Raw genomic sequence first — 8,028 nt, forward strand, 5'->3', positions numbered from 1 at the left:
CGGTGGGACCTTATTCGCGCCTTCGGCGCGTTCGCGCCCGACCGGGAATCCCGGCAGGCACACATACGGTAACCGAAAAGCAAAATGGCAGACGTTCCCTCCGGGCGCATGCGGAAGACGTTCACGGGCTTGTCACAGCCGTGTCACACGCAATCAGGCCGCCCGCAGCAACGTGGTCGGAAGGCCGGAATTGCCGACGGCACCCGGGTTCCCGGCGGGGCGTGCACGCTGGGTGACGGCCGAAAACCACGGAGCGACAATGTGGCGGGGACCACGCACGATCCCCGCGCCCGCACTGCCGTCCCCTTGCCGCCCTCGGATCTGCAACGAACGCCGATCCGTCCGAGTTCGCGCATTCCGGATGGATCTCCGCACGGATGGGCCGTCCGGGTGAGCCCCGCGGGGCCCGGCGGCACGCCGCGCCCGCCCCCTCGTTGAGCCGCGGGCGCCGTTCCGGGCAGGATGGGGCCATGACGCAGGTGATGACCAAGGGCGCGAACACGGTCCTCGGCGCGGAGTCGGTCCGGGTCGTCCTGGAGTGGCGGCCGGGTGCCGGGGTGCCGGACATCGACTGCTCGGCGCTGCTGCTGGGCGCAAACGGGAAGGTGCGCACCGACGCGGACTTCGTGTTCTACAACCAGCCGCGGCATCCGTCCGGCGCGGTCGTGCACGGCGACAAGGTCGTCGCGGCGGCGGGCTGCTCGGACGCGTTCCGGGTGGACATCAAGGCACTGGAGCCGAGCGTGGCACGGGTCGTGGTGGCGGGCTCGGCGTACGAAGGCCGGGTCGGCCAGGTCCCGAACCTGATCCTGCGCGTCTTCGACGCCGGCTCGGGCACGGAGCTGCTGAACTTCCCGATCGCCGGTGCGACCACCGAGACGGCGTTCGTGTTCGGCGAGATCTACCAGCGCAACGACCAGTGGAAGTTCCGCGCGGTCGGCCAGGGCTACGACACGGGCCTGGCCGGGCTGGCGATGGACTACGGCATCAACGTCGACGACGAGGAAGACGACGAGCCGGCCCCCGCGGCCGTCCCGGCACCGTCCGCGGGACCGCGGCAGGGCTCGGCTTCCCCGGCGCCCGCCGCGTCTCCGTCGACCCCGACGCCGTCCACCCCGCCCCCGTCCACCCCGTCCCCGTCGGCGTCGTCCCCGTGGCCGACCCCCGCGCCGACCACCGCCGGGCCCGCGAGCACCCCGGCGGCCGCGCGGTCGCAGCCGCCCGCCGGGCGGGCACCGATCACGCCTACACCGTTCGCCGACCTTCCCGCGACCGCGCTGATGCCCGCGAGCCTGCCGGGCAGCGCGCCGCCGGCCGGAGCCTCGACCGGGCCGCAGTCGCCGTACGGCGGCATCCCGATCCCCCCGCCGCCCGGCCTCGACGACCCCGCCCCCGGCTTCCCGGCCACCCCCGGGCACGGCAGCGCGGGCGTCCCGGCCTCGCAGCCGGCGTCCGCCGCGGTGTCCAACCCGGGCACCCCGGCGGGCACGCTGACGCCCGCCGGTGTCATGCACATGCCGCCCGGCGGGCCGCAGTACGCCCTGGGCGCCGCGCCGCAGGGCCCGCACTCGAGCCCCGGCCACACGCCGCAGGCGACTCCGGCGCACACCCCGGCCCCGTCGGGCCCCGGCTTCCCCGGCGGCCCGGCACCGCAGACCCAGTGGCTGAACAACCCGCCGCAGGGCCCGCAGTTCCAGTAGCGGTAGCGGGGGCGCTTTCCGGTCGATTGCCACGGGACGCGACGCGCAGCACGACACCGGCCGGGCCCGCCCGGGCTCGGCCGGTGGTGCTTGCCGAGAGTGCCGCTACTCCCCCGCCAGCTTGCCGCGCAGCGCTTCCGCATCCCGGAGGAACCACAGCTGGCGGCCGCGGTTGCTCTCCGCCACGAAGTCGCGCAGCGCCGTGCTCCCCGCGACGTGCCGGTCGATGTCGCCGAGCACCGCCAAGCCCATGCGGTAGTTGGCGAACTTCTGCACGATCCCGCCGGCGACCTTGGTGCTCAGCCGGAAGAAGTCGTCGCCGAGGCGTTCCGCGGGCACCGCGACCCAGGACGCGCCCTGGTAGTACGCGTTGCCGATCAGGTCCGTGGCGTCCTGCTCGCCGCGCACCGGTTCTCCCGCGGGGTCGCACACGAAGACGGGGGTGCCGCCGAAGTCCTCCACGGTGTCGGCCATGACGCGTTCCTTCCTACCTGCCTGCTTGCCTGCCTGCTTGCGTGCTGCAGTGGTTCGCTCGGCAGTCTAGGAACGCGCCGTCACCGGCCGCGCGGCATTTACTTGTAGCCCCGCGCCCAGACCAGCCCCCACCCGAACGCCCGGTCCAGTTCGGCCTGGAACCCGTCGAGATAGCGCACCACGCGGCGCACGGTGACGTCGTCGCCGTGGTTCTCCACCAGGGCGACCGCGCAGGTCTTGGCGCCGGACGAGCGTTCGTCGAGGCGGACTTCGATGGGGCGGCCGGCGTTCGGGAAGAGGCTCACGACGCCGTTGGCCTGGTCGAAGGCGGGCGTCCCGTCGTAGATGTAGACGAAGATCAGCAGCCGCTTCATGAGCCGCCACTGGTCGAGGTTGATGAACATCGTCTCGCCGGAGGCCGAGCCGGTGCGGTCGTCGTGGTCGAGGCGGACGAACGGGGTCGCGTTGAAGTCGCCGTAGAGGTTGCCGAGCGCCTGCACGACGCCTTTGGAGCCGTCCGCGAGTTCCCACATGCAGCCGAGGTCGAGGTCGATCTTCTGCGGCAGCGGCGGCGCCTGGACCTCGAGCGGGCGGAACAGTCCGCCGCGCGGGCGGCCCGGGGCCTCTTCGTAGTGCTGGTTCCAGTGCAGGTTGACGCGGAGCGTGCCGGTCGCCGAACCCTGGCGGGTCAGCGACACCTCGGGGGTGGTCCGGGTCAGGGTGACCTTGTGGCTGCCGGTGTCCGGCTCGCCGATCAGTCCGCCTTGCGACCGTCCGAACAACGGCATCGTGCCCTCCCCGCCTCGGCCGGCCGGCGCCGGGCGCCGACGGCGCCCGGTCACCGTGCCGGCACAGCTGACACAAAAATAGCCGTACCGCGCGGTGCCTGGTGAGACACGCGCGCGGTACGGCCGGTTTCGCTCCGCACCCGATTCCGCCCCTTTTCGGGGGGGTTCGGACGGGTTCAGCCTGTTGCTCAGACCTTGGCTTCCACCGATGGCTCGCTGCCCTGCCCGTTCTGCCCGGGGATGTGGCCGATCCGGCGGTTGCGCATGATCGACGAGATCAGCGCGATGCCGATGAAGCCGACACCGACGAGGCCGGTGACGATCTCCGGGACCTCCCACTTGATCGAGAAGACCAGGATGCCCGCCAGCGCGCCGATCGCGTAGTGCGCGCCGTGCTCCAGGTACACGTAGTCGTCCAGCGTGCCCTGGCGCACCAGGTAGACGGTGAGCGACCGGATGTACATCGCGCCGATGCCGAGGCCCAGCGTGATCCACAGCAGGTCCTGGGTGATCGCGAACGCGCCGACGACGCCGTCGAAGGAGAACGACGCGTCGAGGACCTCGAGGTAGAGGAACATGAAGAACGCGGCCTTGCCGGACGCCAGCACGAGCGGCTTGGCGCTGCCGGACTTGGCGCCCTCCTCCGCCTCGTCCTCGTCGTCGTCCGCGCCGACCCCGTGCGACTCGAAGTAGTCGGACAGTCCGCCGACGCCCAGGTACGCGATGAGGCCGAGGACACCGGCCACCATCACGGTGCCCTCCTTGCCCTCCGGCGCCAGGTGCTGCGCGGCGAGGACCAGGCCGACCAGGGCGATGAGGGTGGACAGCACCTCGAACTTGCCGAGCCGCGCGGTGAACCGCTCGACCGGGGCGATCCAGTTGTGCTCGCGGTCGTCGAGCATGAAGTCCAGGAAGATCATCAGCAGGAAGATGCCGCCGAACGCCGCGATCGCGGGATGCGCGTCGTGCAGGTAGTCGGCATACGTCAAGCCGTCGATCATCTTGTTCTCGTGGAACGCGAGATCGATGACGTCCATGGGATTCAGCGACGCGGTCAGGCTGACGATGGCCAGCGGGAACACCAGCCGCATGCCGAAGACCGCGATGAGCACGCCCACCGTCAAGAAGATCTTCTGCCAGAAGGCGTTCATCTTCTTGAGGATCGTGGCGTTGACGACCGCGTTGTCGAAGGACAACGAGATCTCCAGGATGGACAGGATCAGGACGACGCCGAATCCTTCCGCCCCCCAGAAGATGAAGGCGACGGCCAATCCCGCCAAGGTCACGGCGAATGACCAGCCGAAGGTACGGAGCAACACGGAGGGATGGTCCCTTTCTCGGGTTGTCGGGCAGGAAGAACGGAAGGACGGGTGGCGCCGGGGTACTGCCCCCCTGAAACGACTATGGGCCGGTCACCGGGGTGACCGGCCCTGACTGGTCGTCACTGAACGCTGACGCCGAAGTCGAGAGCGATCCCCCGCAGCCCCGAAGCGTACCCCTGGCCGACCGCGCGGAACTTCCATTCTCCCTGGTATCGGTAAAGTTCTCCAAAGATCATGGCAGTCTCGCTTGACGCATCTTCCGTCAGGTCATATCGCGCAAGCTCGTTCCCGTCCGCCTGGTTCACGATGCGGATGTACGCGTTGCGCACCTGCCCGAACGTCTGCCCCCGGTTCTCGGCGTCGTAGATCGAGACGGGGAACACGACCTTCTCCACGCCCGCGGGCACGAGCGTGAGGTCGACCATGATCGTCTCGTCGTCGCCTTCGCCCTCGCCGGTGAGGTTGTCGCCCGTGTGTTCCACGGCGCCTTCGGGGCTCTTGAGGTTGTTGTAGAAAACGAAGTAGTCGTCCCCGAGCACCTTTCCGGCGCCGCCGCACAGCAGGGCGCTGGCATCGAGGTCGAATGCCGCACCCGTGGTCGCGCGCGCGTCCCAGCCGAGACCGACCAACACCGTCGTCAGGTTCGGCGCGGCCTTCGTCAGCGAGACATTGCCGCCCTTTGCGAGGGTGACCCCCATGTGTTCCTCCTGCTTCGCTTGGTCCCCGATCGAAGCCTAGTCAGACGCCCCGCACCGCGTCTCGACCCCGTCCCGGCTCAAGGGATTTCCCCCAACCGGCATTCCGGCCGGCGCCGCACGCGAACGCCTTTGCCATCGGACGGCATAGTTGCGGTGTTGCGCAATCGCGCTACGAAATCGATACGGAATTGCGGTAATCGACGGAAGAAAGCAAGACGCCCGCCGGCGCACGGCCGGCGGGCGTCACCTTGCAATTGTGCTGCGGCACCGTGCGGCGCCGCGATCCGGCGGACGTCAGACGTTGACGCCGAAGTCCTGCGCGATGCCGCGCAAGCCCGAGGCGTAGCCCTGGCCGACCGCGCGGAACTTCCACTCCGCGCCGTTGCGGTACAGCTCGCCGAAGACCATCGCGGTCTCGGTCGACGCGTCCTCGGTGAGGTCGTACCGCGCCAGCTCGTTGTTGTCCGCCTGGTTGACGATGCGGATGAACGCGTTGCGGACCTGGCCGAACGACTGCTGGCGGGTCTCCGCGTCGTAGATCGACACCGGGAACACGATGCGCTCGATCTCGGTCGGGACACCCGCGAGGTTGACCTTGATCGCCTCGTCGTCGCCCTCGCCCTCACCGGTGAGGTTGTCGCCCGTGTGCTCCACCGAGCCGTCGGGGCTCTTGAGGTTGTTGAAGAACACGAAGTTGCTGTCCGAGGCGACCTTGCCCGTGTTGTTGAGCAGGATCGCGCTTGCGTCCAGGTCGAAGTCCGTGCCGGTGGTCGTGCGAACGTCCCAGCCCAGGCCGACCAGAACGGCCGTCAGGCCCGGGGCCTCCTTGGTCAGGGAGACGTTGCCGCCCTTGCTCAGGCTGACTCCCACGAGTCCTCCATAAGTTCGTGGAGACCGCCGCGGCGGCGATGCTCCGGGATTTGCCGTATACGGCTGGACAACGATCCGATCCTAGTCACGAGTTCCTGGTGCCGTTGTGATCTGACGGGTGTCGCGCGGGCGAACATTTCCGCGCGGCCAATCGTTCCTGCACCTGCCCCCGAACGGGCCGTGAAAACGCCGTGCCCGGGCCGGCGCCTCGGGGGGCACCGGACCGGGCACGGCGGGAGACCTGCGCGACCGGAGCGGTCGGAAAGGCCGGAGAGGCCGGAGAGGCCGGAGAGGCCGGAGAGGCCGGAGAGGCCGGAGAGGTCAGGGAGGCCGGAGAGGTCAGGGAGGTCAGATGGAGCCGAGCGCCTTGACGTACTCGTTCAGGTCGCGCGCGTCCGGCAGCGCGTTGACGACGGTCCAGCGGACCGTGCCTTCCTTGTCGATGATGAAGGTGCCGCGGACCGCGCAGCCCTTCTCCTCGTTGAACACGCCGTAGGCCTTGGCGACCTCGCCGTGCGGCCAGAAGTCCGACAGCACCGGGTACTCCAGGCCTTCGCGCTCGGCGAACACCTTCTGGGTGAACATAGAGTCGCAGGACACCGCGAGGAGCTGGGCGTCGTCGTTGACGAAGGTCGGCAGCTCGTCGCGCAGCGCGCACAGCTCGCCGGTGCACACGCCGGTGAAGGAGAACGGGTAGAAGAGCAGGACGACGTTCTTGCTGCCCTGGAAGTCGGAGAGCTTGACGACCTCGCCGTGCTGGTTCTTCAGCTCGAAGTCGGGGGCCTTGCTGCCGATCTCGACGGCCATGGTGCGGTCCTTTCGACCTGCGGATTTCCAACCGCTGCGATGTGACGGTGTCGCGCCCCGGAAGGGGCTTCACGCCCACAGTCTGGCACCAGCCCCACACCGGCCCGCACGGGTGACCACCTGACGGGCACTCGGCCGGGAGGACGGCCGGTGTCGGGCGACCCGGGCGGGGACGGAGGGCCGGGCCTCCGGCGATCGGGCGGCCCGTGGGCCGTGGCGGGTGATCGCGCGGACGGTGGGAGGGTGCGCGCGGGCGGGCGGTGTTCGGGTGGGGCCCGCTTGGCTCGGAATTGTCCAGGGAAGGATGGGGGGCATGCCCGCGACCGCTCACCCGCACGACGCCGCCGCCGACGACGAGCCCGGCGCCGCCGCCGCGCACCCCGGCCCCGACCGCCCGGCCCCCGCCGGCCAGGGCCCGCGTGGCGCGGCCGATCTGCCGCTCGGCGAGCAGCGCGAGCGCGCGCTCGCCGCGTGGGACGCCTTCCGCCGCACCGCCGCGGCCGCCGACCCGGACGCGCCGTCGCGGCTGCCCGGCTGGACCGGCCGGGACGTCGTCGCGCACCTCGCCTCCTGGCCGGAGGAACCGCTCCTCACCCGGCTCCTTGCCGAGGCCCGCGGGGAACGCGCCACCGCGGCCGAGCCGCTCGACCAGGACGCCGCCAACGCCGCGCTGATCGCCGCCCACCGCGACGCGACCCGGGACGACCTGCTCGCCGCGCTCGACGCCGGACGCGCCCGCATCGACGACGCCTTCGCCGCCGTCGCCGCCGACCCCGGGCTCGGCACCACCCCCACCGGTTCGCAGGTCGGCCCCGTCCCGCTGCTCACCCAGCTCGGCGCGATCGCCTACGAACTGGCCGTACACGCCCTCGACTTGGCGCCCTGCGGCGCTGCGAAGCCGGACCCCGCACTGCTCGACGCCGGGCTGCTCGCGCTCGCCGACATCACCGGCGCGCTGGCCGCCCGGCACGGCGTCGCCGCCGACACCGCGCTGGCCGACCCGGACGGCGGCTGGGCGTTCGTCGCGTCCGCGGACGGCTGGACGGTCCGCCGGGTCGCCGCCGACGAGCGCGGCATACCGGCCGTCCGCGGCGCGTCCACCGCGCTGCTGCTGGACGCATCGGCGGGCCGCCGGGCGGTGCCGCCGCTGCTGGTCAAACGCGACCTGCGGCTGGACAACCTGGCCGGCCTGCTGGCCTTGGCGCCGCTGCTCGACCACGTCCCCGGCCTGCCCGGCGGCCCCGCGCTGCGGGTCGCGGCCGGCTGGCTCGGCGGCATAGGGCGCACGATAAGCCGCCTGCAGCGCTGACCCGCCCCGGGCCGGCCGCCGGCATGCGACGAGGCCCTCTCGCGAAAACACAACTAAAGC

At 71.1% G+C, this 8,028-nt stretch carries 8 protein-coding genes; 2 read left to right on the forward strand and 6 right to left on the reverse strand.

Features of this window, described 5'->3' with window-relative positions; genetic code table 11:
• Positions 1-470: 470 nt before the first annotated feature.
• On the forward strand, positions 471-1,700 hold the full coding sequence (locus tag ACPA54_RS32685; protein WP_423535227.1) for a TerD family protein: 1,230 nt from the start codon (positions 471-473) through the stop codon (positions 1,698-1,700).
• A gap of 105 nt (positions 1,701-1,805) precedes the next feature.
• Here ACPA54_RS32685 and ACPA54_RS32690 read toward each other — a convergent pair whose 3' ends face one another.
• The 6 genes from ACPA54_RS32690 to ACPA54_RS32715 form a co-directional block, all read right to left on the reverse strand.
• The gene (locus tag ACPA54_RS32690) at positions 1,806-2,174 is read right to left on the reverse strand and encodes a DUF4180 domain-containing protein (protein ID WP_423535229.1); all 369 of its coding nucleotides are present in this window, start codon (positions 2,172-2,174) and stop codon (positions 1,806-1,808) included.
• Between the two features lie 98 nt (positions 2,175-2,272).
• Positions 2,273-2,962 (reverse strand): TerD family protein, encoded by a 690-nt coding sequence (locus ACPA54_RS32695; RefSeq protein WP_345673333.1) that lies wholly within the window; start codon positions 2,960-2,962, stop codon positions 2,273-2,275.
• A 188-nt stretch (positions 2,963-3,150) separates the two neighbouring features.
• Positions 3,151-4,281 carry a DUF475 domain-containing protein gene (locus tag ACPA54_RS32700; protein WP_423535231.1) on the reverse strand — a complete coding sequence of 377 codons (1,131 nt, stop codon included), beginning with the start codon at positions 4,279-4,281 and terminating at the stop codon, positions 3,151-3,153.
• Between the two features lie 122 nt (positions 4,282-4,403).
• Complete coding sequence (locus ACPA54_RS32705) at positions 4,404-4,982, reverse strand: TerD family protein (RefSeq protein WP_423535233.1); 579 nt, start codon at positions 4,980-4,982, stop codon at positions 4,404-4,406.
• A gap of 294 nt (positions 4,983-5,276) precedes the next feature.
• A complete protein-coding gene (locus ACPA54_RS32710) occupies positions 5,277-5,852 on the reverse strand; it encodes a TerD family protein (RefSeq protein WP_345673330.1) in 576 nt (191 codons plus the stop codon).
• A gap of 348 nt (positions 5,853-6,200) precedes the next feature.
• Positions 6,201-6,659 (reverse strand): peroxiredoxin, encoded by a 459-nt coding sequence (locus ACPA54_RS32715; protein WP_423535236.1) that lies wholly within the window; start codon positions 6,657-6,659, stop codon positions 6,201-6,203.
• 313 nt (positions 6,660-6,972) lie between these two features.
• Between ACPA54_RS32715 and ACPA54_RS32720 the strand changes: the two genes are divergently transcribed.
• Complete coding sequence (locus ACPA54_RS32720; protein WP_423535238.1) at positions 6,973-7,968, forward strand: maleylpyruvate isomerase family mycothiol-dependent enzyme; 996 nt, start codon at positions 6,973-6,975, stop codon at positions 7,966-7,968.
• Positions 7,969-8,028 lie beyond the last annotated feature (60 nt).

It is taken from the genome of Uniformispora flossi, assembly GCF_049534875.1.
Classification (GTDB): Bacteria; Actinomycetota; Actinomycetes; order Streptomycetales; family Streptomycetaceae; genus Yinghuangia; species Yinghuangia aomiensis.

Bases quoted from the DNA above. Each gene is read 5' to 3' on its own strand.
- ACPA54_RS32685 (WP_423535227.1), top strand. From the start codon at position 471: ATGACGCAGGTGATGACCAAGGGCGCGAACACGGTCCTCGGCGCGGAG.
- ACPA54_RS32690 (WP_423535229.1), bottom strand. From the start codon at position 2,174: ATGGCCGACACCGTGGAGGACTTCGGCGGCACCCCCGTCTTCGTGTGC.
- ACPA54_RS32695 (WP_345673333.1), bottom strand. From the start codon at position 2,962: ATGCCGTTGTTCGGACGGTCGCAAGGCGGACTGATCGGCGAGCCGGAC.
- ACPA54_RS32705 (WP_423535233.1), bottom strand. From the start codon at position 4,982: ATGGGGGTCACCCTCGCAAAGGGCGGCAATGTCTCGCTGACGAAGGCC.
- ACPA54_RS32715 (WP_423535236.1), bottom strand. From the start codon at position 6,659: ATGGCCGTCGAGATCGGCAGCAAGGCCCCCGACTTCGAGCTGAAGAAC.
- ACPA54_RS32720 (WP_423535238.1), top strand. From the start codon at position 6,973: ATGCCCGCGACCGCTCACCCGCACGACGCCGCCGCCGACGACGAGCCC.